The organism is Acuticoccus sp. I52.16.1, assembly GCF_022865125.1.
GTDB lineage: Bacteria > Pseudomonadota > Alphaproteobacteria > Rhizobiales > Amorphaceae > Acuticoccus.
In genome coordinates this window covers 2,089,034-2,111,818 of the sequence record NZ_CP094828.1, presented here as the reverse complement: position 1 = coordinate 2,111,818, position 22,785 = coordinate 2,089,034, and the positions used below count along the sequence as shown (strand labels likewise).

21 protein-coding genes and 2 pseudogenes are annotated in these 22,785 nt (G+C 67.4%); 12 read left to right on the top strand and 11 right to left on the bottom strand.

Going from position 1 to position 22,785, the window contains the following annotated elements:
• Positions 1–4: 4 nt before the first annotated feature.
• Positions 5–1,828: a type I secretion system permease/ATPase gene (locus MRB58_RS09465; RefSeq protein ID WP_256461713.1), complete on the bottom strand. Its 1,824-nt coding sequence runs from the start codon at positions 1,826–1,828 to the stop codon at positions 5–7.
• Positions 1,829–2,127: 299 nt separating this feature from the next.
• Between MRB58_RS09465 and MRB58_RS09460 the strand changes: the two genes are divergently transcribed.
• Positions 2,128–4,215 (top strand): diguanylate cyclase domain-containing protein, encoded by a 2,088-nt coding sequence (locus MRB58_RS09460; protein WP_244781465.1) that lies wholly within the window; start codon positions 2,128–2,130, stop codon positions 4,213–4,215.
• Positions 4,216–4,258: 43 nt separating this feature from the next.
• Here MRB58_RS09460 and MRB58_RS09455 read toward each other — a convergent pair whose 3' ends face one another.
• Together MRB58_RS09455 and MRB58_RS09450 are read right to left on the bottom strand one after the other, a co-directional pair.
• The gene (locus tag MRB58_RS09455) at positions 4,259–4,684 is read right to left on the bottom strand and encodes a Crp/Fnr family transcriptional regulator (protein WP_244781464.1); all 426 of its coding nucleotides are present in this window, start codon (positions 4,682–4,684) and stop codon (positions 4,259–4,261) included.
• A gap of 43 nt (positions 4,685–4,727) precedes the next feature.
• A complete protein-coding gene (locus MRB58_RS09450; RefSeq protein ID WP_244781463.1) occupies positions 4,728–5,426 on the bottom strand; it encodes a response regulator transcription factor in 699 nt (232 codons plus the stop codon).
• Between the two features lie 133 nt (positions 5,427–5,559).
• Here MRB58_RS09450 and MRB58_RS09445 point away from each other — a divergent pair, with 133 nt between their 5' ends.
• On the top strand, positions 5,560–6,150 hold the full coding sequence (locus tag MRB58_RS09445) for a L,D-transpeptidase (RefSeq protein WP_244781462.1): 591 nt from the start codon (positions 5,560–5,562) through the stop codon (positions 6,148–6,150).
• The gene (gene dapF, locus MRB58_RS09440; protein ID WP_244781461.1) at positions 6,141–7,001 is read left to right on the top strand and encodes a diaminopimelate epimerase; all 861 of its coding nucleotides are present in this window, start codon (positions 6,141–6,143) and stop codon (positions 6,999–7,001) included. Before MRB58_RS09445 ends, dapF begins: the two co-directional genes overlap by 10 nt.
• A 4-nt stretch (positions 7,002–7,005) precedes the next feature.
• Here dapF and MRB58_RS09435 read toward each other — a convergent pair whose 3' ends face one another.
• Both MRB58_RS09435 and rplS read right to left on the bottom strand, forming a co-directional pair.
• Positions 7,006–7,698 carry a thermonuclease family protein gene (locus MRB58_RS09435; protein WP_244781460.1) on the bottom strand — a complete coding sequence of 231 codons (693 nt, stop codon included), beginning with the start codon at positions 7,696–7,698 and terminating at the stop codon, positions 7,006–7,008.
• A 162-nt stretch (positions 7,699–7,860) separates the two neighbouring features.
• Positions 7,861–8,238: a 50S ribosomal protein L19 gene (gene rplS / locus MRB58_RS09430; protein WP_244781459.1), complete on the bottom strand. Its 378-nt coding sequence runs from the start codon at positions 8,236–8,238 to the stop codon at positions 7,861–7,863.
• A 311-nt stretch (positions 8,239–8,549) separates the two neighbouring features.
• On the opposite strand from rplS, the gene MRB58_RS09425 reads away from it, so the two are divergent.
• Together MRB58_RS09425 and MRB58_RS09420 are read left to right on the top strand one after the other, a co-directional pair.
• Positions 8,550–8,999, top strand: coding sequence for an Hsp20 family protein (locus MRB58_RS09425; RefSeq protein WP_244781458.1), 450 nt, complete (start codon positions 8,550–8,552; stop codon positions 8,997–8,999).
• 5 nt (positions 9,000–9,004) lie between these two features.
• Positions 9,005–9,271, top strand: a complete 267-nt coding sequence (locus MRB58_RS09420; protein WP_244781457.1) for a DUF1150 domain-containing protein — start codon at positions 9,005–9,007, stop codon at positions 9,269–9,271.
• Between the two features lie 104 nt (positions 9,272–9,375).
• On the opposite strand, the gene MRB58_RS09415 is transcribed toward MRB58_RS09420, so the two are convergent.
• Positions 9,376–9,921, bottom strand: coding sequence for a hypothetical protein (locus tag MRB58_RS09415; protein ID WP_244781456.1), 546 nt, complete (start codon positions 9,919–9,921; stop codon positions 9,376–9,378).
• Positions 9,922–10,033: 112 nt separating this feature from the next.
• Between MRB58_RS09415 and MRB58_RS09410 the strand changes: the two genes are divergently transcribed.
• The 5 genes from MRB58_RS09410 to MRB58_RS09390 all read left to right on the top strand — a co-directional run bounded on the left by MRB58_RS09410 (position 10,034) and on the right by MRB58_RS09390 (position 15,947).
• Positions 10,034–10,864, top strand: coding sequence for a hypothetical protein (locus MRB58_RS09410; protein WP_244781455.1), 831 nt, complete (start codon positions 10,034–10,036; stop codon positions 10,862–10,864).
• A gap of 114 nt (positions 10,865–10,978) precedes the next feature.
• Complete coding sequence (locus MRB58_RS09405; RefSeq protein WP_244781454.1) at positions 10,979–11,998, top strand: ABC transporter substrate-binding protein; 1,020 nt, start codon at positions 10,979–10,981, stop codon at positions 11,996–11,998.
• Positions 11,999–12,376: 378 nt separating this feature from the next.
• Entirely contained in the window at positions 12,377–13,417 is a 1,041-nt protein-coding gene (locus MRB58_RS09400) for an ABC transporter substrate-binding protein (RefSeq protein WP_244781453.1), read from the top strand.
• 123 nt (positions 13,418–13,540) lie between these two features.
• Positions 13,541–14,572: an ABC transporter permease gene (locus MRB58_RS09395; RefSeq protein WP_371747254.1), complete on the top strand. Its 1,032-nt coding sequence runs from the start codon at positions 13,541–13,543 to the stop codon at positions 14,570–14,572.
• Between the two features lie 88 nt (positions 14,573–14,660).
• Entirely contained in the window at positions 14,661–15,947 is a 1,287-nt protein-coding gene (locus MRB58_RS09390; RefSeq protein WP_244781452.1) for a glycine betaine/L-proline ABC transporter ATP-binding protein, read from the top strand.
• Positions 15,948–16,009: 62 nt separating this feature from the next.
• On the opposite strand, the pseudogene MRB58_RS09385 reads toward MRB58_RS09390, so the two are convergent.
• Positions 16,010–16,618, bottom strand: a pseudogene (locus MRB58_RS09385) (IS630 family transposase); the annotation flags it as partial.
• Between the two features lie 62 nt (positions 16,619–16,680).
• Here MRB58_RS09385 and MRB58_RS09380 point away from each other — a divergent pair.
• On the top strand, positions 16,681–17,613 hold the full coding sequence (locus tag MRB58_RS09380) for an IS1595 family transposase (protein ID WP_244781451.1): 933 nt from the start codon (positions 16,681–16,683) through the stop codon (positions 17,611–17,613).
• A gap of 76 nt (positions 17,614–17,689) precedes the next feature.
• On the opposite strand, the gene MRB58_RS24935 is transcribed toward MRB58_RS09380, so the two are convergent.
• Positions 17,690–18,430 carry a DUF3800 domain-containing protein gene (locus MRB58_RS24935; protein WP_371747253.1) on the bottom strand — a complete coding sequence of 247 codons (741 nt, stop codon included), beginning with the start codon at positions 18,428–18,430 and terminating at the stop codon, positions 17,690–17,692.
• Between the two features lie 11 nt (positions 18,431–18,441).
• Here MRB58_RS24935 and MRB58_RS09375 point away from each other — a divergent pair, with 11 nt between their 5' ends.
• Positions 18,442–18,690, top strand: coding sequence for a hypothetical protein (locus tag MRB58_RS09375; RefSeq protein ID WP_244781450.1), 249 nt, complete (start codon positions 18,442–18,444; stop codon positions 18,688–18,690).
• Between the two features lie 17 nt (positions 18,691–18,707).
• On the opposite strand, the gene MRB58_RS09370 is transcribed toward MRB58_RS09375, so the two are convergent.
• From MRB58_RS09370 to MRB58_RS09360, 3 genes and pseudogenes are all read right to left on the bottom strand, one after another.
• On the bottom strand, positions 18,708–19,628 hold the full coding sequence (locus MRB58_RS09370; RefSeq protein ID WP_244781449.1) for a P63C domain-containing protein: 921 nt from the start codon (positions 19,626–19,628) through the stop codon (positions 18,708–18,710).
• A gap of 44 nt (positions 19,629–19,672) precedes the next feature.
• Positions 19,673–20,053 carry a helix-turn-helix domain-containing protein gene (locus MRB58_RS09365; protein WP_244781448.1) on the bottom strand — a complete coding sequence of 127 codons (381 nt, stop codon included), beginning with the start codon at positions 20,051–20,053 and terminating at the stop codon, positions 19,673–19,675.
• A gap of 1,380 nt (positions 20,054–21,433) precedes the next feature.
• Positions 21,434–22,711: pseudogene (locus tag MRB58_RS09360) on the bottom strand (polyhydroxyalkanoate depolymerase); the annotation flags it as partial.
• Positions 22,712–22,785 lie beyond the last annotated feature (74 nt).

Here is a 22,785-nt window from a genome sequence, read left to right as displayed (position 1 = left end):
CGGGTTACGCTTTGTTGCTCGTGGAGGCCTGGCGCGGCGGGGTGTCGGCCCCGGCGTCGTCCTGCTGTGCGGGTTGCGCGGAGTGGTGCGTCTGCGCGGTCTGCCGCGCGGTCGCCGTGCCCTGGAGCTGCGGCGTCGGCCGCACGTTGTCGACCTTCTCGCGGCGCATCACCTTCTTCAGCACCTCGTCGCGGTCGCCGAAGTCGGCCATGCGGCCGTTCTCGATCAGGCACAGCTTGTCGGTCGCCGAGAGGGCGGACGGGCGGTGCGCGACCACGATGATGATCGCGCCGCGCTGCTTGGAAATCGTGATCGCCCGGTTGAGCGCCGAGTCGCCGTAACCGTCGAGGTTGGAGTTCGGCTCGTCGAGGACGATCAGGAACGGGTCGTTGTAGAGCGCGCGGGCGAGGGCGATCCGCTGGCGCTGGCCGGCCGAGAGCGTCGCGCCCTGGTCGCCGATGGCGGTGGAGTAGCCGTCCTTGAAGGAGAGCACCAGGTCGTGGCAGCCGGCGATCTTGGCCGCGGCGATGACCTTCTCGTCCTCGGCGTCGGGGTCGAAGCGGGCGATGTTCTGGGCGATCGTGCCCTCGAACAGCTCGACGTCCTGCGGCAGGTAGCCGAGGTGCCGGCCCAGCGAATCGGGCTTCCACTGCGGCAGCGGCGCGCCGTCGAGGGCGACGTTGCCGCGGACCGCCGGCCACACGCCCACCAGCGCCCGCGCCAGGGTCGACTTGCCGGAGCCGGACTGGCCGATGATGCCGAGCGCGGTGCCCGCCTTCACCTGGAAGCGGATGTCCACCAGGGTCGGCGTGCGCGAGCCGGGGGGCAGCACGGTGACGCCGTCGAGCGTCAGGTCGCGGCGCGGAGCGGGAAGGTCGATCGGCTCGATCTCGTCCGGCCGCTCGAACAGGGCCTTGAGGCGGCGGTAGGCCTGCTGCGCGGCCAGCATGCCGCGCCAGTTCTGCACCGCCATCTCGACCGGTTGCAGGCCGCGGGCCATGATGATGGAGGAGGCGATCATGGCGCCGGGCGAGATGATCTGCTGGATCGCGAGGAAGGCGCCGAGCGCCAGCACCGCGGATTGCAGGAACAGGCGGAACACTTTCGAGGCCACGGTCGACATGCCGATCACGTCGGCGGCGCGGGCGTTGGCGGCCAGGAACCGGTCGTTCACGTTGTCCCACACGGTGCCGACGGCCGACAGCATGCCCATGCCGTGCAGCACCTCGGCGTTGCGCCGGCCGGAGCTGACGACCGAATTGCGCTGCGCCGAGAACTCGCCGCTCTGCTTGATGAGCGGGCGGGCGGCGCGGTCGGTCACGAGGGCGATGGCGAAGAGGACGAAGGCGCCGAGGAGCGCCAGCATGCCCAGCAGCGGGTGGATCGCGAAGACGATGGCGATGTAGATCGGCATCCACGGCATGTCGAACAGGGCCGTCACGCCGGGCGAGGAGAAGAACTGGCGCAGCTGGTCGACGTCGCGCACCGGCTCGGACTTGGCGGCCAGCGGACCGGACTTCACCGGCGCGGACACCTGCGACAGGAAGGCCGAGCGGCCGACCGCGTCATCGAACCGATGGCCGACGCGGGTCAGGATCCGGTAGCGCACCAGATCGATGATGCCCATGAAACAGTAGAGGAAGACCACGAGGCCGGTCAGCGCGATCAGGGTCGGGACCGACCGGCTCGTCAGGACGCGATCGTAGATCTGCAGCATGAAGAGCGGGCCGGTCAGCATCAGCAGGTTGACCACGCAACTGAATGCGGCAACCGTGATGAAAGTCCGCCGGGTCGCCGCTATGGCGTTGGCAAGAATGTTCGACGACATTGGGCGACAGGCCCCTCGCAATTCCGTGCTGGTGATGTGGGAACGATCCGCGCGACCCTAGCGCGCGACGTGCCCAGGCGCTAGGCCGCCTGGCGTTTACATACGATGCAACCTTGGCGTTGCATCTCTTCGTCGTTCATGGCTGACCTATTTTCGTGCCGTGATTAAACCACGGCGATGTTACAAATGTGAACATAGTCGCCGCCGATGGCGCGCGTTGTGCTTTTGAGCACAGACGGGGGCATTCGCATGCTCCGTCGGCGGGAAATCGACCGTTCGGCCCGTGTGAAAGGCACACCGTGAAATCTCTGGAGCAGAAGCGACGCCTGATCCGCCTGGCGCGCTGGGCAGGGGGCCTCGACGATGTGGTCCTGGTGTGGCCGCAGTGCGGCAGCCGCATCGCCTCCGGCACCTTCGAGGGCCGCGACCTGGACGCCGCGACCGACAGCCTCGTGACACGCTGCATCGCCGCCGTTCGTGATCTGCCGCCCGGCGCGATCGCCCCGATCGGCATCGACGCACCGTGGACCGCCCTGTGCGACCGCCGCGCCGAAGACGACCCGATCCTCCTGATGCGCGGCGCGGGCGACGCCGCGAACGCCCCGGCCGCCCAGGCGAGCGCCGAAACCGTGTTCGACGTCCTGCGCGAGTCGAAGGCGCTCAACGCCGCCGTCAATGCGCTCGAGATCCGCAATACCGTGCTCTCCGGGGTGGAAACGTCGGTCGGCATCGGCTTTTGGCAGCTCAATCTCGATGACAACAAGGTGAGCTTCTCGGACGAGACCTACCGCATCCACGGCCTGCCGCCGGGCTCCGAGGCTCCGACGATCGACGAGGCGGTGCGCTACTTCGAGCCGGACGTGCGCGACGTGGTGATGAGCAACGTCGCCCGCGCGGTGTCGGAGCGGTCCGGTTACAGCTTCGCGCTTCCCTTCCGCTGCGCCGACGGGACGCCCCGTATCGTCCGCTCCATCGGCTACTTCACCACCGACGCGGACGGGAACGACATCATCTTCGGCTTCTACCAGGACATCACCGAGGAGCGGGAGACCCAGATGCGGCTCTGGACGGCCGCCAACATCGACGCGCTGACGGGCGTGTCCAACCGCTTCCACTGGCAGCAGCGCCTCGACCGGGACATCGCCAGCGCCATCCGCACCGGCCATGCCGTCGGCCTCCTGCTCGTGGACCTCGACGACTTCAAGTCCATCAACGACTGCCACGGCCACGAGGCGGGCGACGAGGCGCTGAAGGCCGTGGCGGCGACGCTGGCGTCCAACCTGCGCGGCGGCGACCTGCTGGCGCGGCTGGGCGGGGACGAATTCGCCATCGTCGTGCCGGAACTCGACAATCCGGACGATATCGGCCGCCTGGTCGAGCGCCTCGCCAACGTGCGCAAGGTGAGTTTCGACTACCGCGGCGGGGCGATGGCGGTGGAGTTCTCGATCGGCGCGGCCGCCTTTCCGACGGACGCGGAGAATTCCGCCGCGCTCTACCGCGCCGCCGATCTCGCTCTCTTCCACACCAAGGCGGACCATACCGTCGGCGCGACGCGCTACCAGGCCGAACTGCTGGTCGAGCACGAGGGGCGCGCCACCCGCCGCAAGAAGATCCGCCGGGCGATCGAGGCGGGGGAGGTGCTGAACCTCTACCAGCCCATCGTCGATCTGATGAGCGGCGAGGTCGTCGCGGTGGACGTCACGGCGCGCTGGTACGACGAGGGGCGCCTCGCCGAGCTGGGCACGCTCCCCGGCGAGGTGCCGGGCGACACCGACCGGGCGATCGTCCCGCAGATGGCGGCTGCGATGCTGGAGCTGCTGGAACACGACCTGGGGCTGCTGTGGGGGGACGGGCGGGGCCGGCTGCCGGCCTGCCTGGTGCCGCTGACGCGCGCGCAGCTGCGCAGCCACGAGGTGTTGGACCGCTTGCGGCGGATGGCCGGCCGGGTGAGTTCGCGCGCCGGCATCCTGCGGCTCCAGCTCGACGGCGACCCGCGCCGCGACCTCAACTGGCCGCTCCGCTCGAAGTTCCTGGAGGTGCTGGGGAGCGGCGTCGGCACGGTGCAGCGGGCGGCCGAGGCGGCGGGGACGCTGCTCGCCCCCGGAACACTGCCGCTCAGCCACGTGAAGGTGCCGCTGGAGGCGATCCGGTTCGCCCAGGGCGGCGCCGGCGACACGGTGCTGCGGGCGCTGATCGAAGCCGCCCGGCAGCAGCGGACGGACGTCTCGGCCGTCGCGGTCGCCTCGGCCGAGGACGTGGAGGCGGCGCTCGCCTACTCCATCCACTTCGGTCAGGGCAGCCATATCGACGATGCCATGCCCATCGAAGGGATCCTCGAGCGCATCGGGCGCCATCCGTCCAACCCGCAGCGCCGCCTCGCCGTCTGACGGGCGCGGCCTGCGTGGATGGCCGATCGCACCGGGTGGCGGGTCAGTCGCGTGTCGGGGGCGGGCCGCCGAGCCGGTCGCGCAACGCGTTGACCTCCTCGATCATCGACAGGGTCTTGCGGGCGAGCTGGGCGCGCAGGATCTCGGCCGTCTCCGGAAACTCGTCCAGGATCCGATGCATCTGGTCGCGCGGCAGGGCGAGCACCTCGCAGCTGGTCTGCGCGACCGCGCTCATCGAGCGGCGCGCCGGGACGACGAGCGCCAGGCCGTCCAGCAGGTAGCCGACGCCGACCACCTGCGGCCCCTCGCTCTGGGCCGGGGACACCAGCCTCACCTGGCCCCCGAGGATCAGGACGGCGCCATCGGCATCGTCTCCGACCTCGAAGAGGGCCTGCCTCGGTTTATAGGACCGCGGCAAGCTGCCGAACGCGAGGAGCTTGAGCGCCTCGTCTCCGAGGGGCTTCAGCATCGGCGCGTTCCGCATCACCGCCATATGACGGGCGAGACTCACGTTAGGCGGTCACCGCCCGCGGCATGAGCTTGTAACCACCGGCCTCGGTCACCAGAAGCTCGGCGGAGGCGGGGTTCTTCTCGATTTTCTGACGAAGGCGGTAGATATGCGTCTCCAGCGTGTGGGTGGTCACCCCTGAGTTGTATCCCCAGACCTCGTGCAGGAGAACATCCCGAGTGACAGGTTTTTCGCCCGCCCGATAGAGATACTTGAGGATCGCGGTTTCCTTCTCGGTCAACCGGATCCGCCGCCCATCGGGCTCGAGCAGGATTTTGGCCGACGGCTTAAAGGAGTAGGGCCCGATTGCGAAGGTGGCATCCTCGCTCTGGTCGAACTGCCGCAGGTGCGCCCGGATCCGCGCCAGCAGCACCGCAAAACGGAACGGCTTGGTGACGTAGTCGTTCGCACCCGCCTCCAGGCCGACAATCGTGTCGGCGTCGGTAGTGTGGCCGGTGAGCATGACCACCGGCGCCTTGAAGCCGGCATTGCGCATCAGCCGGACCGCCTCGCGTCCGTCGAGATCCGGCAGGCCGACATCGACGATGGCGAGCGCGATGTCCTCGCTCTTCACGGCCGCGACGCCGCGCTGGGCGGTGTCGGCGGTGATGACGGCGAACTCGTCGTAGAAGCCGATCTGTTCGCTCAGACCTTCGCGAAGGTCCTCGTCGTCATCGATAATCAGGATGGTCCTCTTGTTCACCTGGCCCTCCCATTGTGGTGTCCTGATCCCTTAGATAAGTGAAGAGTCGGGAAACATTTGTGCCGTCGATCACGAATTTTGCCCCACTCCGCCTCGGCTCGCCATCCATGGCCGAATGTGAAGAGATGTGATCTTGACCCCGTCATCCCTCTTGCCCGGTGTCCGGCCCGTGCGGCGGGAGCCGGCGCGACGGCGCCGTCCGGTGCTGGTGCGGCCGCGCCCGGGGCACCCGACCGAGGTGATCGTCAGCCATGAGGGGCGCGTTCTGCGCGCCGCGATGGGGCGCAGCGGGATCGCCGCGCTCAAGCGCGAGGGCGACGGGGCGACCCCGCGCGGGCGGGTCACTCCGCTGGCGGCGCTGACGCGGCGGCCCGTGCCGCTGCCGCTGCCGCAGCGCCCGGCGCGGGCGCAGGACGGCTGGTGCGACGCCCCGGCGAGCGGCCGCTACAACGCTTACGTAAAGCGCCCCTTCGCGGCCTCGCACGAGGCGTTGCGGCGCGCGGACGGGCTCTACGACGTCGTCGTCGTGACGGATCACAACCAGCGCCCGCGCGTCGCCGGAGGCGGCTCGGCGATCTTCTTCCATGTCTCGCGCCCCGGCGCGCGCGGCGCGGACCTGCGGCCGACGGAGGGGTGCCTTGCATTTCCGCAGGCGGCATGGCAACGGGCAGTCGTACCGCTCAGCACCTATCTCATCGGAATCGATCCGAGGCCATGCCGATGATTCCATTTCGCAAGATGAACGGCCTCGGCAACGATTTCGTCGTGGTCGACGCCCGCTCGCACCCCTACACCCCGTCGACCGAGGGCGTGAGGGCGCTGGGCGATCGTGCCGCCGGCATCGGGTTCGACCAGTTCATCATCATCGCCCCGCCGCCCGCGGGTGAGACGGCACTGATGCGCATCATCAACTCGGACGGCGGCGAGGTGGAGTCGTGCGGCAACGCGGCCCGCTGCGTCGCGGCCATCCTGCTGGACGAGCAGTCCGCACCGGAGGTGACGATCGCCTCCGCCGGCGGTCCGATGCGGGCCTGGCGCGCGCCCGGCGGCATCTCGGTCGACATGGGAACGCCCCGGTTCGCCGCGGCCGACATCCCGCTCGCCGCCGGCGCCGGCGACCCGCAGGCGCTGACGTTCGACGAGCCGCTCCTCGCCGATCTCGGCCCGGCGGCCTGCGCCAACGTCGGCAACCCGCACGCGGTCTTCTTCGTCCCGTCGCTCGACGCGGTGCCGCTCGGCGTCGTCGGGCCGATGCTGGAGCATCACCCGGTATTCCCCGCGCGCGCCAACATCTCCTTCGTCGAAGTGGAGGGCCCGGCGCGGGTGCGGGCGGTCGTGCACGAGCGCGGCGTCGGACCGACGCGGGCATGCGGCACGGCGGCCTGCGCCATCGCCGCCGTGGGCCACCACATCGGGCGGCTGGCCGAGGAGGTCGTCGTCGAGCTTCCGGGCGGACCGCTGACGATCGGCCTCGCGGGCGGGCGCATCGTGATGACCGGCCCCTACGAGATCGACTGGACGGGGATGCTCGGCGAGGGCGTCTTCACCCGCGATCCGGAGCCCATCAAAGGCTGACGGCCTAGCGCCCGTCGGCCTGGTAGAGGCCGCGCCCGGCGTCCACCGCCGCCTTGTTCAGCTCGGCATAGATCTTCGGCGCGTCCGCGGTGGGTCGGGCCCACCCCTGCTCAACCATCCATTGCGACAGGTTCGTATTGGCGACCTCGCAGTCGGCCGCGCGCACCGGCGCCTCGGACGTGCGGTCGAGCTGGAGGCAGTCGATCGCCCGGCGGCGCACCAGACGGCGCAGCGCGGTGCGCGCCCGCGCGCCGCAGGGCCAGGTGGAGCCGTTGGGGCGGGTGCAGGTCGCCTCGGCGTCCGGTGCGTCGATATAGGCCAGCGAAATCCGGTGCGAGCGCACGTTGACGGTGCCCGCATTCTCGATGACGACGAGTTTGAACCGTTCCGGGTCTGGGCCGCGCGCGGGGGCGGCGGGGAGGATCGTCGGCTGTTCCTCGCGCACCAGCGGTCCGGAGGGGCGGGGCGCAGCGATGCCGGACCCCTCCACGTAGCGCACCGGCCGGCCGTTCTCGTCGACCGCGCCGGCCGCGTCCCCTGCCTCGGTGGTGGCGGGCCGGCGTGAGGCGGCGGGGTCGGCGGTACTGGGGAAGCCGAGGATGATCGGCGCCGCGACCGGCGTCGGATCGCCGACGGCGGCGCGCGCATTCGCCTCCTGCATGGTGCCGCGGGCCGGCAGGTCCTCCAGCTGACCCATCGCGAACAGCCAAAAGCCGCCGCACAGGAGTACGGCGGCGACGAATACGCCTAACGGGAGAATGAACCCGCCGGATGAGCGGCGGGCACGGCGATATCGTGGGCTGGTCCGGTAGCGCGGGGCCGGGGGCGGAGGGAAATCCCGTCGCACCGCAGGCTCGGCTTACGCGGTGGCGGCGCGTTTCTCTTTGCGCTCGGCGATGCGGGCGGCCTTACCCGTGCGCCCACGCAGATAGTAGAGCTTGGCGCGACGGACCTTGCCGCGGCGCACCACGTCGACCGACTCCAGCATCGGCGAGAAGACCGGGAAGACGCGCTCGACGCCCTCGCCATAGGAGAGCTTGCGCACGGTGAAGCTCTCGTTGAGGCCCGCGCCGGACCGCGCGATGCATACGCCTTCATAGGCCTGCACGCGGGTGCGGGTGCCCTCAGTCACGCGCACGTTGACGCGGACGGTGTCGCCGGCCTGGAACGCGGGAAGCTTACGCTTCTCCTCGATCGCGGCCATCTGCTCACGATTGAGCTCGTCGATGATGTTCATGTCGTCGTGTCCCGTCGCGCCGCGCCGGCGGCGCGCTGAAATTCATATCGCCCGAAGGATTGCCAGAGGGCGTGAATAGTGACTCCGAACCGCTTTGTCGAGAGAGGATCGCCATCAAACGTCATGCAAAAATGACGGGCAGGCGACCTCGGCCGGATCCGCGGCTGGTTCGGAGCAGGGGTATGCCACCGCGTTATCGCGCCGCGCAAGCCTCCCACCTTCTTGCGTGTGCACCAATAAGGGCCAAATATCCATCCCGAAGGGGCGCCGACAGGGCTCCTTCACCGGTCGCTTGTCGCAAGGACTGTTGGATGACTCGTATGACACCGTTGTCGAGCCCGCTCTTGCTCGGGTTTGAAGATATAGAGCGCGTTCTGGATCGCGTGACGAAAAGCGGGAGCGATGGCTACCCGCCGTACAACATCGAGCGGATCAAAGGCCCCAAGGGCGATCTGCTGCGAATTACGCTGGCTGTAGCCGGGTTCTCGCGAGACCAGCTTTCGGTGACGGTCGAAGACAACCAGCTCGTCATCCGAGGCTCGCAATCGCCGGAAGCCGACAGGGATCGCCATTTCCTGCACCGCGGCATCGCCGCCCGCCAGTTCCAGCGGGCGTTCGTGCTGGCGGAGGGGATCGAGATCCTCAGCGCCGCCCTGGCCGACGGGCTCCTCGCCATCGACCTCGTGCGGCCGGAACCGGCGCGGACCGTTCGGACCATCGAGATCAGTGCGAGTGAGCAGGCGCTTGAACCCAGGAGTTGAGTACGATGCGTGAGACCAGAGAAACCGTACCGGCGCGCAACATCAGCCCGCAGACGCTGGCGTCACTCGGCACCGGCCACGTGGCCTACGTGCGCACCTTCCTTTCGGAGGAAGTGAACGAGATTTTCCCTCAAGCCCCGTCCATGGAGCCGGGACAGCAGCTGTGGGCGCTGCTGTCGGCGGACGGCACCCCGATTGTGCTCGCCGATTCCGCCCATGCGGTGATGGCGAACGCGGCCGAGAACAACCTGACCACGGTGAGCGTCCACTAGCTGGGACCCCGTGACGTCGAACCGAACGAAGGCCGGTTGCCCGCGCAGCCGGCCTTTTTCCATGTCGGGCTTCCATGTCACGCTTGTTTGCCGGGTGCGGCGCCTCAGTAGTCCAGCGGCGGTTGCTGCGCGCCGCCCAGCGGGCTCGGGGTCGCCGAGCGGTGGGCCCAGTTGAACACCGCCATCACCACCGCGACGATCGCCACCGCGACGCCGGCATAGGTGTCCACCGCCACCACGTCGCGCGGGTCGAAGAGGCTGGCGTTCAGCACCAGCTCGCCGACCGCCACCGCCAGCAGGAGCACCGCGGCGACCAGCTTGCGCAGGACGCTGCCGTCCCACGACACGAAGCCGACCACCGAAGTCGCGACGAAAAGTCCCGCGAGGCCGACGCCGCCCCCCGCCCCCGCGCCGAGGATCGGGCCGGGGAAGATCGCCACGAACGGGGCGAGCAGGGCGAAGCGGATCGCCATCATCACCAGCAGCAGCGCGGGCAGCCCCACCTCGACCAGGCGGTTGAAGGTGAGGGGCCGCCGCCGGCGCCACAGCGCGATCGCCGCGATGCCCACCGCGAACGGCAGGCCGACGAGCGCATCCACACGGGCGAGGGCGATGAGGGGGTCGAAGAGGTTCACGTGCGGGGCAGCCACATTTGAATGTCTAAGCGAAAGCGTCGCAACATGGTTGCGAGCGGGGCCGAGCATGGACAATGTGCGTCAGCCATCGCACTACACAAGCCAGCGCGTCAAAGTCAGTAAGTTCATGCTCTTCAGGCCATCCAAACTGCCGGACTGTGTCCGCATCCGTCCGCCGCTCTTCGACCCGTCGTTCCCCTACATCATCTTCTGGAGCCAAAAGTCCGGCTGCACCACCGTCGTCAAGTGGTTCTTCGCGCAGCTCGGCCTCCTGGACGAGGCGCTCGCCTACTCCAACTGGATCCACGACTATGAGGGCCAGGTGTTCAAGAAGCGCAAGTTCTACCGCCGCGAAGTGGCGGAGGCGCTGAACGCCGGCACCCACACCGCGATCAAGGTCGTGCGCGACCCGATGGCCCGCGCGCCCAGCTCGTTCCTGGTGCTGGCCGAGCGCGGCGCCGTCCTGGAGCGGCGGCACCATTGGTCGCAGGACCACTGGGGCCTCGTGAACCAGTGGCTCACCGAACGCGGCAAGCCGACCGAGCCGGGCCTCACCTTCCTCGACCATCTGGAGATGGTGAAGGAGTACGAGGCGCGCGAGCCGCACACGATCAACCAGCATCTGTCGCCGCAGTTCGTCGCCGGCGAGGAGCAATATCTCAAAGACGTGATCCCGATCGAGACGTTCGCCGAGTGGGTCGAAGGGCTGGCCGGCACCGACGGCATCAAGCCGATCGACATGGCCTCGATCAGCGAGTCGCGCCATCATCACCAGGTGACCGAGCGGCGCACCAAGCAGTTCGCCGAGGGGGCCGAGACGATCCCGGTCGCGCGCGGCGCCTTCGCCAACGGCAAGTTCCCATCCTCGAAGGTGTTCATCAACGATCGTACGCGCCCCCTCATCCGCGAGGCTTACAAGGCCGATTTCGACGCCTACGGCCACCTCTACGGGCACTGAACGCCGGCGCCGGTTCGGACGCGCGGTCGCGCCCCGCGGGCGGACGGGGACTTTACGCCCACCCGTCCCGCGTTAGGTTCAGCTCGAGCACGTCCAAACCGAGCGAACCGACCCATGCCCTTCCGCGTCATTTCATCCTCCGCCGGCCTTCTGGCGGCGCTGGCCGTCCTCGCCGGCCCCGCCGCGGCCGAGGAGGCCAGCTGCGACATCGACCGTCCCGTCGTCTTCGGCGGCCTCGATTACGGCTCGGCCGCCTTCCACACCGCGCTCGCCCGCACCGTGCTCGAAAAGGGCTACGGCTGCGAGACCGAGGTGGTGCCCGGCACCACGCTGGTTCTCAACACCGGCATGGGGCGCGGCGACGTCGACGTTCTGATGGAGGTGTGGACCGCCAACACCGCCCAGGCCTTCCTGGACGCGGAGGCCGCCGGCGACGTCGAGCGGCTGGGCGCCACCTTCCCCGACGCGAGCGAGGGCTGGTTCGTGCCGCGTTACGTCGTGGAAGGCGAGGGCGCGCCGGCGCCGGACCTCGTGTCCGTGTCCGACCTGAAGGACCACGCCGACCTCTTCCCCGACGACGAGGAGCCCGGCAAGGGCCGCTTCCTCAACTGCGTCATCGGCTGGCAGTGCGAGGTGGTGAACAGCAAGAAGCTCGCCGCCTACGGGCTGGACGAGCTCTATTCCAACGTGCGTCCGGGCGCGGGGGCGGCGCTCGAGGCGGCGGTCGAGGCCGCGGTCCTGCGTGAGAAGCCGGTTCTCTTCTACCACTGGGCGCCGACGTGGCTGCTCGGCAAGTACGACTTCGTAAAGCTCGAGGAGCCGGCGTTCGACCAGGCGACCTGGGACGAGATGATGGCGAGCGAGGATCCGGCCGCGGCGACCGCCTACCCGCTGACCAAAGTCGTCATCGGCGCCAACACCGAGTTCACGGCGCAAGCGCCCGCTCTGCGCGAGTTTTTCATGAATTACGGCACCACGGCGGAGGCGACGAGCCAGGCCCTCGCCTACATGCGCGACACTGACGCCTCCCCCGAGCAGACCGCGCAGAAGTTCCTCGCCGAGCACCCCGACGTCTGGCAGGCCTGGGTCCCGGAGACCGTGGCGACTCAGTTGAATGAAGCGATAAGTAAGTAGATATGAAGTACTCGGCGCGGTCACCGCGGCGTCGAGCCGATCCGCGAGGGCTATTGCGCGCGCATGTTTGCGGCGAGGCGAACGTTGCTTGCGCGCGGATCCGCGCGGTGCCATGCGGCAATAGCCTGCGAAGGGGCCGAGGATCGGCCGGCGCCGGTTTGTGTCGGCATTGCGACTTTACATAAGTCGTCGGCCCTCTATAGTTCTGCTCCACTGAAGCTTGCAGCGATCCCCTGTCGTCACCGTCAGGGGCTTTGATGCTGCACGAGTCGGTCCGTCTGTCCGGAGTGTCTGCGCGCCGGGTCATGCCCGGTGTTTGGTTCCCGTATCGGTTCGAGCCATCCGGACGGCGGACACCAAAACGAGGGAGACAACGGTTTGAAGAAGATTTTGCTCGCGGCCAGCCTCATGGTTGCGCCTGCCGCGCTGGCGACGTCGGGCGCCGCCCTGGCGCAGGACGACTGCGACGGACTCGGCCGGCCGGTCGTGCTGGCGGGTCTCGACTGGGACTCCAACTCGTTCAACAACGGCATCGCCGCCTATATCCTGGAGCACGGCTACGGCTGTGACACCGAGTCGATCCCCGGCTCCACCATCCCGCTCCTCAACGGCATGATCCGCGGCGACATCGACGTCACGATGGAGATGTGGATTCCCAACGTGAAGGACGCCTGGGACAAGGCCGTGGAAGACGGCGCGGTCGCCGAGGTCGGCGTCAGCTACCCGGACGCCACGCAGGCCTGGTACGTGCCCAAGTACCTCGTCGAGGGTGACGACGCCGCGGCGGCGGGCCTCAAGGCGGTGTCCGACCTGCCCAAGTTCAAGGACGTGTTCGAGGACCCGGAAGAGCCGGGCAAGGGCCGCTTCTACAACTGCATCCTCGGCTGGGGTTGCGAGGTGTTCAACACCAAGAAGCTCCGCGCCTACGGCCTGACCGAGGACTTCACCAACTTCCGTCCCGGCACCGGCGGCGCGCTCGCAAGCGCCATCGAGTCGGCGATCCTGCGCGAAGAGCCGATCGTCTTCTACTACTGGGGCCCCACCTGGGTGCTCGGTAAGGTCGGCGATCAGGTCGTCGCACTCGAAGAGCCGGCCTACGACGAAGCGGCCTGGGCCAAACTGGGCGACATGGCCGTCGAGGACGTGACCGCCGAGACCGAGGCGACCGCCTATCCGACGATCAAGGTCTCGATCGCCGTCAACTCCGACTTCCAGGAAGAGGCGCCCACCCTCGTCGAGTTCCTGGGCAAGTACGCGCTCGACGCGCAGACCATCTCGACCGGCCTCGCCTACATGCAGGACGAGTCCGCGTCCGCCGACGAAGCGGCCGAGTGGTGGATGAAGAACAACGTCGACACCTGGAAGGCATGGGTCCCCGACGACGTCGCCACCAAGGTCGAGTCGGCGCTGAGCTCGTAATCCAAGACCGGCCGGGCGGGGGTCTCCTCCGCCCGGCTTTTTTCGCGGCCCAGCCCTGTGGCGCGCACCGCCGCCACGCCGGTCCGCTCTTTCACTTTTGCTGCAACAACGTCATGGACCCGCATGTCTGACCTCTGGCTGGGCTGGCCGACCGAAATTCTCATCGTCATCCTCGCGGTGATCGTGGCGGTCTTCGTCGACCGCGCCACATCCAACCGCGTCGCCGCCGTCGTCAGCGGCGCCGGCCTCCTCGTCGTCATCCAGCTCGTGGGCATCATCCCCCTCGACACCCTCTTCATCGACGGTGACGTCGGGCGCGCCATCCGCGGCAGCACCAACGATTTCATCCGCTGGCTGGTAATCAACTACGGCGACTTCTTCGACGCCATCTCCGACCCCATCCTCAAGTCGCTCGTCTGGCTGGAGCACGCGCTGCGCGACGCGCCAGTGCCGGTCATCCTGACGCTCGTGGCGGTCCTCGCCTACCTCGCCTCGCGCCGCGTCGCCCTGTCGGTCGGCATGGTGGTGGCGCTGTGGTTCATCGGCATGCTGGGCCTGTGGGAGCAGGCGATGCAGACGGTCGCCATCATGCTGGTGTCGGTCGCGATCGCGGTCATCATCGGCATTCCCACCGGCGTCCTCAACGCGCGCTCCGACACCGCGCGGTCGATCATCAACCCGATCCTCGACCTGATGCAGACGATACCGAGCTTCGTCTACCTGATCCCGGCCCTGATGCTGTTCGGGCTGGGCAACGTCTCCGCCGTCCTCGCCACCGTCATCTACGCCACCCCGCCGCTGATCCGCCTCACCGACCTCGGCATCCGCTACGTCGACCGCGAGGTCGTCGAGGCGAGCCGCGCGTTCGGCGCCACGCGCTGGCAGATGCTGACCGGGGTGCAGATCCCGCTCGCCATGCCCTCGATCATGCAGGGCATCAACCAGACGGTCATGATGGCGCTGGCGATGGTGGTGATCGGCTCGATGATCGGCGCGCGCGGCGTGGGGCAGACGGTGCTCGTCGGCCTGCAGCGCAACGACGCCGGGCAAGGCCTCATCGGCGGCATGGCGATCGTGATGCTCGCCATCGTGTTCGACCGCATCAGCCAGGCGGCCGGCGCGCGGGCGCAGAAGCACCGCTCGGTGGCGCATTGATCGTCCGCCGGTTGCCGCTGTCGCCCGTTTTTCCCGCCGCGGTCCGGACCCCTCGGGGTCGCACCGTCGAGCCGCTGAGGACCCTTTGATGTCCCTGATCGAAGTCAAGAACGTTACCAAGATCTTCGGCCCGCACCCCAAACAGGCGCTGGAGCGCTACCGGGCCGGCCTGTCCAAGGAGGAGCTGCTGGCCGAGACCGGCCACACCCTCGGCCTCGCCGACGTGTCGCTCTCCATCGGCAAGGGTGAGATCTTCGTCATCATGGGCCTGTCGGGGTCCGGCAAGTCGACGATGATCCGTCACTTCAACCGCCTGATCGACCCGACCGACGGTCACATCCTGGTCGACGGCGACGACGTCGTCACGATGTCGGGGCGTGAGCTGGAGCAGTTCCGGCGCACCAAGATGTCGATGGTGTTTCAGCGCTTCGGCCTGATGCCGCACCGCACGGTGGTGCAGAACGTCGCCTACGGGCTCCGGGTGCGCGGCGTGTCGCGGGCCGACCGGGAGAAGAAGGCGCGCGAGTGGATCGAGCGCGTCGGCCTCGCGGGCTACGAGGACCAATATCCGACGCAGCTGTCGGGCGGCATGCAGCAGCGCGTCGGCCTCGCCCGCGCGCTGGCGACGGACGCCGAGATCCTCCTCATGGACGAAGCCTTCTCGGCGCTCGACCCGCTGATCCGCAGCCAGATGCAGGACCAGCTCATCGAGCTGCAGTCGGAGCTGGGCAAGACCATCGTCTTCATCACCCACGACCTCGACGAGGCGCTGCGGATCGGCGACCACATCGCCATCCTCAAGGACGGCCGCCTCAGCCAGGTCGGCACGCCGCCGGAGATCCTGCTGCAACCGGCGGACGACTACGTCACCTCGTTCGTGCGCGACGTGAACCGGGCCCGCGTCCTGACCGTGGAGACGGTGATGAAGCCGCCCAAGGCGCGCCTCACCGGCGAGAACATCGACCATGCGCTGGAGGAGATGCGCCGCGCGGGGGTGAAATACGGCTACGTGGTGGAGGACGACCGGTTCCGCGGCGTCGCCACGGCGGAGAGCCTGGAGGTGGCCCTCTCCACCCAGGACAACCGCAATCTCTACGAGATCGCCACCGAGGGGCCGACGCTGTCGGCCGAGGACGCGCTGGAACAGGCGCTGCCGGCCGCGCTCGAGACCGACTATCCGCTCCCGGTGGTCGACGACGAGGGCAAGCTGATGGGCATCGTCACCACGAGCGAGATGTCCTCCGCGCTGACCCCGCCGAAGACCGCCGCGGCGCCGACGGCCCCGAAGGCGTCCCGCGCCCCGGCGGCCGACGCGGACGGCGCCGCCCCGGTCCCCGAGCCGGCCGGCAGCCGGCAGAAAGAGCTGGAGGGCTGACGCCCGCCGGCCCCCGTCTCGATCGAATCGGGAGCGTGCCGGGCCGTTAGCGCACTTCGCGCTCAGTCCGGGTCATAGCCGGCGGCTCGGAAGTAGGCTCGGGCTTCGTCTGGCGTGACGAGGTCGAGGACCGCGCCGATGCGGTCCCACAGGTCATCGACGGTTCGCTCCGCCGCCTTTCGAAGGAGCGCCTTGATCTTGGCGAAGGCCATCTCGATCGGGTTGAAGTCGGGGCTGTAGGGCGGGAGGAACACGAGCCTCGCCCCGGCGCTCTCGATCAGGTCGCGAACGCGCCAACCCTTGTGACTGCCGAGGTTGTCCATCACGACGACGTCGCCCGGCGACAGGCATGGTGCGAGAACCTGCTCCACGTAGGCCTCGAACCATACGCCGTTGATCGCCCGGTCGAGCACCATAGGCGCGACGATCCCGGACAGCGAGAGCCCGGCGACCAGCGTGGTCGTCTTCCAATGGCCGAACGGCAGCGGCATGCGCAGCCTTGTCCCCCGGGCGCAGCGGCCGTGGGTGCGGGCCATCTTCGTGTTGGCCCAGGTCTCGTCGATGAAGATCAGGCGCTCGGCGTCGAGCTCGTCCTGCCCGTCGAACCAGGCGTGCCGCCGGGCAAGGACATCCGCGCGGTCCTGCTCGGCCGCGTGGCCGGTCTTTTTTTGGCTATTATGCATCTTGCAAACCCGCCCAGAATGAGCCATATTGGGGCTAAGGAGAAAGCCTCATGTCCGTCCATTCCAAGCCCTACTTCCACGACGAAGAAGCCGCCTTCGCGTTTCTCGAAGAGGTGATCTGGGGCGGGCAGCCGGTGTGCGCTCACTGCGGCGGTTTCGAGCGTATCTCGAAGATCAAGGCGAACCCTGAGAAGCGCGTCCGCTACGGCCTGCACAAGTGCGGTCAGTGCAAGAAGCAGTTCACCGTGAAGGTGGGCACCGTGTTCGAGCACATGCGCATCCCGCTGCATAAGGCGCTCCAGGCGGTCTACCTGATGACGTCCAGCAAGAAGGGCATCAGCGCGCACCAGCTCCACCGCGTGCTTGAGGTCCAGTACCGCACCGCGTGGTTCCTCGCCCACCGCATTCGCGAGGCGATGCGCTCTGGCGATCTCGCCCCGTTCGGCTCTGACGGTGGCGTTGTCGAAGTTGACGAGACGTTCATCGGCAACGACCGCACCATCAAGCCGAAGGGCGAGAAGAAGGGCCGCGGCTACCACCACAAGCACAAGGTCATGGCGCTGGTGGAGCGCAACACCGGCATGACGCGCATGATGATCGTGGACGACCTCAAGGCGACGACGGTGGGCGATATCGTCCGCACGAACCTCGCCAAGGAAGCCACGCTGATGACCGATGAGGCCGCCTACTACACGAAGGTTGGCCGCGAGTTCGCCGCGCATGAAATCGTCCGCCACAATGCGGGCGAGTATGGCCGTGGCGAGTTCCACACGAACACGATTGAGGGCTCTTTCTCGATCTTCAAACGCGGCATGAAGGGCGTCTACCAGCACTGCGCTAAGAAGCACTTGCACCGCTACGTCGCCGAGTTTGAGTTCCGCTACAACAACCGTATCGCGAACGGTTGCGACGATGCTGGGCGCAATGTGCGAGCGTTGGCTGGGATCGTCGGGAAGCGGTTGACGTATCGAACAGCGCCTTGACGAGGTAGGTGATTCACGCTATGTTCCACACAGCGGCCCGCGTCACGAATCCGCCGGCATTGCTGGCCTTGTCCGCCTAGCGTGGACTAGGGCGCGGGTCGCGTGGGGTTTTCGATTGACGGAAGTTCCAAACAGTGAACTTCCGTTCGGTCCAGGCAGTATTCGTCAACCATGTGCGCCGGCCTGACCTCTTGAGCACGTACTCCGCCAGCTCTGCCTTGTGCCCTCCGACGCGGGCGTTGCACTTTGCAGCTATGGCCCCTGTGACAATATCGACTGCTTGAAGAACGTTGTGGTGGTGCGAATGCTGCGGTGCGATCTCGCGAACGCAGTTGGGGCGCGCCCTATACTTATTGTAAGCCGCTGCGCATAGTTCATTGCGGAGTAGAGGGATATCACTACTGTCATTCCCGACATCGGGGAACACGGCTATCGAACATTTCTTTCCGTAAAATCGGCAAACCCGATGCTGAAGAAACTGGAAGTACATTCTATTAACGCTAGTATCTTCGCTATCGCCTGGGTCAAGTCTATGAGTGAATTCGTCGAATTTCGCGATAAGACAGTGGTATGCTGCATGGTGGCTATCGGTCCACGCGAATAGCAATTCAACCATCGCCTCGTATGGCGCGCGTTTAGCTCCACCCTTGTATTCCGACCACTTCATTTCCCGGGTTATACCGTGAACGCGCTTGATATCCTGTGCGGCGGATTCAAACTCCGCATATCGAGCGCGACGAAGCGCTAGGCCACCAGCCACCATGTACGTATGGTTTCGATGACTGCTCGTGTCAGCAAAGAAAGCGAGCGGGATCAATGAGGGTGGCAATGTTTAAATCGCTGTTTTTGGCAACAGTGCCCCGCGAGAGAAGTACGCGACGCCTGCGGACGACAATGGAGCGAATTTTGAATGAAACGAAGTCCCAAGCGGACAAATTCCGGGAAGCCGCCCGCGAATCGGGCGCCGACGAATCAGAAGATCACTTCAAGGCCCGCCTGCGCAAGATCGCCAAGGCGAAGGTGAGCGACGACCCGCCGCCGGAGCCGCCGAAGGACGACCCTGCCAAGCCCGAATGAATAGACTGGCGCGGATCCTATAGGGATGCTGGGGGTTCTGCGAACAGATCATCCTCACCAACGCTCGCGTCTGGGAACCTACGCGCGAACAGGCGCCTGAACTCAGACATGTCTGTTGAGACGGCAAGCAGTGTCTGCACGTCGCGCACTTGGGCCTTTAACTTCTCAAGGCCATAGCCCTCTGTGAGATGCTGGTGGAATCTCGTTCTCCGGTCGCCCCTGGCATTCACCTTCGGGTTCAGGCGGTCCAGTTCCTCAAGCACGGCACCATTCTCTAACGGATGGTAGACGTACTTTCGGGTGAATTTGGCAAAGTGCTGCGGTCTATTCTGAATGACGGCGCCTGACGTCGTGGTGGTGAGGCGGCGACTTCCGTAAATTCTGTTTAGCTCATCATAATACGCGTCTGGAAACTGTTTCTCCCACTGGCGAATCTCTTCTTCAATATATTGCTGAACGAGGATCCGCAGCGCTTTGGGATCGCGGATCTGCTGGTAGCCGGTTGCCTCGTCGATCAGCGCGACAACGCCGACCCCGGCAAACGCGTTCTGAAGGATCCGCGCTTGGTCGGCCAATCCGCGCTGGGATGGGGTGAGCAACCCAATGCGCTCTGCCTCTAGGATCGCCTTAGCCACATCGGCCAGCACTTCGGCCGGATAACCATGCCCCAGATCCTGGGTCAAAGGCTTGAAATTTATAGGCTTATTGATCTTTTCACGAAGAGACTCGGGGAGCGCGGATCCGATGCTTTGCCGGCCCATCGCCTTCATGAACGCATTGCCGCCAGCGGACTTCATGCCGAGGGCGCGTGCCATGCCGCGCTTGTGAAACACTCGCCGCCCATCCTCTAGGACGTAGCAATCGAGCACCACGTCTCCGATAGCCATCTGGCCTTGATGCGTGGCCTTCGGCATCTCAATTTCGCCGTCGCCGCTCATCCGCTGAAATCCCCTGCCTGAAACAGTGCAGGCAGGCTACCGGTTTACCGACGGTTTGCAAAGTGCATAATCGCCCTTTTTTTGCGCGTGATCCCGTGGCGACGGAAGAAGCGCGACAGCGCCGAGATGGAGACCGTGCCGCCGCTCTCACCGAGCCTTGCCTTCAGCTCGACCAGGGTGATGTCGCCGGTGCCGTCTAGGATCGCGAGGATGCGCTCGGCGTGGGCTTCGGTGACGTGGGACCAGCGGTCGCCGCCCTGGCGCTTGGCGCGGCATGAGCCGGTGCGTTGCCAAGCCTCGTACCATCGGATCGCCGTGGACGGGGCGACCTCGAACCGCGCCGCGGCCTGCCGGCGGGACATTCCATCGTCGATGGCGCGAACCACGCGAAGGCGAAGATCGTCAGAGAGCAGCTTGGGCATCATGACTGGCCCCCCCATCGCCAGCCATGATGCTGAATCAGACTTCCGCTGATTCGGGAATCCCACAGCGGTTCATTCCGAGCGCGAACTGCTCTAGCGCACGGCACGCCGTCGACCCGGCGCCTCGGCGGACCGGACGCGGTGTGCCTGTCGCCCCGCAGCCAATGCGTGCATCGCGGATTTCGACCCGAGGAGTGCCGGCGCGGGCGCCGCCGACGATCGCGGCGGCCGTAGCAGCGCCGACGGCGCACGCGTGCCGGTCGGGCGAGCGGCGGCGGCTCAGTTTCGCGGCTTGCGCGTGGTGCGGCGGCGGGGGCGTGGCTTGTCGGCCGGCGGTGTCGGCTCGGCGGTGCCGTCCGCGGCTTGCGGTGCGTCGGAGACGGTGCTGTCGCTCACCGACGAGGCCTTGCGCGTCGTCCAGCGCTTCGTCCGGGTCTTCGGAGCCGGCGCGTCTTCCTTCGACTTAGCCGCCTTGGCGCCGGCCTCCTTCCGAGCGGCCCCGCCGTGAGCCGTGCCGATTGCCTCAACGGCCGCACCGGCGGCCGTGGCCTCGGTCTCGGCGGCGGGGTCATCCGCCATGCCCGGTTCCGCGGCGGTAACCTGCGGCACGGGCGGCTCTGCCGCCACCTCCGTGTCCGCGCCCGCCGGCTCACCCTCGTCGGCCTGCGCGGTCTCGGCGGCGACGGAGACGGTTTCCGGCTCGCCGGCGGGGACCTCGGCGGCCGGCTCCTGCGCGGTCACCTCATCCGGCGCCGGCGGTTCTGTCGCCACCGCGGTGTCCGTGAGGGCCGGTTCGAGCTGCGCGGCACCGGTTACGGGTTCGGCCTCGTTCGGGGAGACCTCCGCCGTCAGCTCCTGCGCACCGGTCTCCTCGGCCTCGGCGGCTTCGGGGAGTGTCGGCGTTGCGACGTCAGGCGCCTCGGTGGCGGCGACGATCTCGGCGAGGTTGGCGACGCCGGCGATATCCTCGGCGGTGACGCGGGTCAACTCCATCGCCGAGGCGGCCAGCGCCTCGGAGTTGCGCGCCAGGGCGCCGGCCAGCGTCTCGGCCATTTCCTGCCCCGTGTCGGCGGCGGTCTCGGTCGCGTCGACGGCGGATTCGAACGCCGCGCTGGTGCTGGAGATCGCCGCCTCGACCGCTGCGGTCATCGCCTCGGCGGTCTCGGCCGCGAAGCCGGCCGACCAGTCGAACGGGCGGTTCATCATCCGTGCCGCGCTCTTCATCGTCTCGGGCAGCTTGGTGAAGTCGGGCTGGACCTCCATGCTGTCGGACGCCGCGCCGAAGCTGTAGGCGACCGCCTCGGCACCGATGTGCGCCACGGGCAGCACCATCTTGCGCCGGCTCGTCCGCGGCGGCATGTCGTGCGCCGCCTCGGCGACCATGCCCTCGACGATCTCCGGCGTGATCCCGCCGTTGTGCGCCGGGTAGGCGCCGTCATCGTCCCAGCGGTACACGAACTCGACGATGCGCGGCGCGATTTCCTTGCGGAAGCGCGAGCCGTTGAACACGCCGTAGTGGCCGACGCTGGGCTGCTCGTAGTGCTGGTGGCGGGCGGCCGGGAGGTTCGGCGTCATCCGATGCGCCGCGCGCGTCTGGCCGATGCCGGAAATGTCGTCCTTTTCACCCTCGACCGTGAAGATCGGGGTCCGCGTGATCGCGCCGGGGTCCACCTTCCGGCCGCGATGCGTCATCAGTCCCTTCGGCAGCAGCTGGCGTAGGAACACGTAGTCCACCGTTTCGAGGTAGAACTCGGCCGTCAGATCCATCACCGAGAGATATTCGTCGTAGAACTCGCGGTGCTTCTCCGCGCTGTCGCCGTCACCGTCGACGAGGTGGTCGAAATAGTCGTAGTGGGCGGCGAGGTGACGGTCGAGGTTCATGGTCATGAACCCGGTCAGCTGCAGGAATCCCGGATAGACCGGGCGCATGAAGCCCGGATGCGGTAGCGGCACGGTCATGACGACGTTGCGGCGGAACCAGTCGAGGTCGTGCTTGGCGGCGTATGTGTTGACCTCGGTGGGGCTTTCGCGGGTGTCCAGCGGACCGCCCATCATGGTGACGGACTTCGGCGCCACCTCGCCGCCCTGCTCCAGGATCGACATGGCGACGAAGACCGGCACCGTGGGCTGGCACACCGCGACGAGGTGCACGTCGCCGCCGAAATGGCGCGTGATATCGGCGACATAGTCCACATAGTCGCCGAAATCGAACGTCCCGGCGGACATCGGCACCATGCGCGCGTCGGCCCAGTCGGTGATGTGCACCTCGAAGTGCGGCAGCAGCGTCTCGACCGTGCCGCGCAGCAGCGTCGCATAATGGCCCGACATCGGCGCCACGATGACGAGCTTCGGCTGCTCGGGCATCCCCTCCGGCAGGTCGCGCTTGAAGTGGATGAGCTTGCAGAACGACCGCTGCCAGACGATCTCTTCCGTGACGCCGACGCGCAGGCCATTGACGTCGGTATGGGTGAGCCCGAACTCCGGCTTGGCGTAGCGCCGGGTGATGCGCTCGAACACGTCGGTCGCGGCGGCGACTTGCCGTCCGAACTGGGTGTAGGTGAGGGGGTTCAGCGGATTCTTGTAGTACAAGCGGACAGCGTCGTTCAGTGCACGCGCCGGGCTGAGGAAAGCGTGGTTCAGCTCGTAGAGTTGATAATACATGGAACCTCGACCGTGTTGTGGCGCCGAACTCGGGGCGCCGCGCATGCTGCACCGCAACATATCGCGCTCATGAT